This window comes from Candidatus Hakubella thermalkaliphila, from assembly GCF_013281975.1.
GTDB lineage: Bacteria > Actinomycetota > Humimicrobiia > Hakubellales > Hakubellaceae > Hakubella > Hakubella thermalkaliphila.
In genome coordinates, this window is record NZ_BLRZ01000226.1 from 1 (window position 1) to 1,593 (window position 1,593).

Here is a 1,593-nt window from a genome sequence, read left to right on the forward strand (position 1 = left end):
GCCATATCCCTGGTTAGTTCCGGATTTGCTTCAGGAGTTCTCTACTCCCAAAATTTCCTGCCCCTGAAAGAGGAAATTCGAGCTGCTCTGGGGGACCAGCCCTCGGTGGGAGCAATCAGCGAATCGGCTAAAGTTATCCAGGAGGCCATGGAGCTTATTATCAAGAATTCCCTCAGGGAGGTCTCTGTCCAAATTCTTCGCGAAACCGCTATTGAGGGAATGCTTGAGTCTCTACAAGATGAGCATGCGGTCTACTACAGTCCTCAGGATTACCAACTGATCATGGAGGACTACCGGGGCCAGACCTCGGGAGTGGGAATGTTTGTTACTAAAGAGGATGACCAACTGGTAGTGGTAGCCCCCATCGAAGGGACTCCAGCCTACAGAGCTGGTATCAAATCGGGAGACATTATTCTGGCTGTGGACGGCCAGTTCGTGCAGGGAATGGATATTGACAAAGCGGTGGCTATGATCAGAGGGGAGAAGGGGACCAGAGTCAGGATAAAGCTTCAGAGGGGAGAGTCAGGAGAAATCTATGAGGTGGAGTTGGTCCGGGAGGAGTTCCGGGTGCCCTCAGTGGTTTCCAAAATGATGGAGGATAAGATAGGTTATGTTGGCTACAGATTTTTCAGCGTGGGTGGCGCTGCGGAGGTGGAAAAGGCGCTCAAGGAGCTGAAAGAGGAGGGAGCTAGGGGCATTATTTTTGACTTAAGGCATAATTTCGGAGGTCCTCTTACCGATGCGGTGGAGGTATCCCGTCTCTTTGTCAGGGAAGGCAATATTGTAACGGTACGAGGAAAGGAGGGCACGGAAGAGGTATATCAGGGGACAGGCACCGGAGATGAGGAAACTCCTATGGTGGTTCTGATAGACAGGTTCACCGCCAGCGCCTCCGAGGTTACTGCTGGCGCTTTGCAGGATAATAATCGGGCTGTTCTGGTGGGAGAGAAGACTTTTGGGAAGGGCTCGGTGCAGGTGATTGAGCCCCTGCCGGACGGCTCAGGAATAAAGTTGACCAACGCCCTTTTTTACCTTCCCTCCGGCCGAAGCAATGAGGGGGTAGGCCTTGAGCCCGACGTGGTGATCAAATCGGAGGGCGAGGAGACAGAAGATATTATCCAGAATAAGGGGATGGAAGTTCTAAAGGAGCTTATGGGCGGCAAGGGGGTGAAGGATTTCAAAGAAATCGCCCATGCACCGCGGCGCACCAGATCGCATGAAAATTGGGTTATTTTCAAGGGAATCGCCCATGCACCGCGGCGCACCACATCGCATGAAAATTGGGTTATTTTCAAGGGAGCAGGATAAGGATAGCCACTACCTGCAGCCAGTTGGGCTGTCTGTACTGTCTGGTTCCGCGAACCCTTAGACCCCTTTGCTAGAGGGGCTAGCGAACAGGATAGTCTTGGGTGGTAGGTGTTGGGAGAGGGAGACTTCCGGGACGGTACCCTCGTGTTGCCTCAAATAAAAATCTAGCCCAAAGGTCCCTGGACAACATTTTGGCCCTATGTTATAATAAATTGCCCAAAGAATTTTTGCTCTGCCTGGCCAGAGGAAGGGAGCTTGGTCGAAAAGACCATAGTGGCTCAAAAC

At 52.1% G+C, this 1,593-nt stretch carries 2 protein-coding genes; both read left to right on the forward strand.

Translation table 11 applies throughout. From position 1 onward, the window contains the following. Positions 1-1,308 (forward strand): S41 family peptidase (locus HW443_RS11105; RefSeq protein ID WP_176238214.1); only part of this gene is annotated, 1,308 nt, incomplete at its 5' end. A 101-nt stretch (positions 1,309-1,409) separates the two neighbouring features. After that, positions 1,410-1,593, forward strand: a 184-nt coding sequence (locus HW443_RS13070; RefSeq protein WP_219857251.1) for a hypothetical protein, incomplete at its 3' end; no start/stop codon positions are given.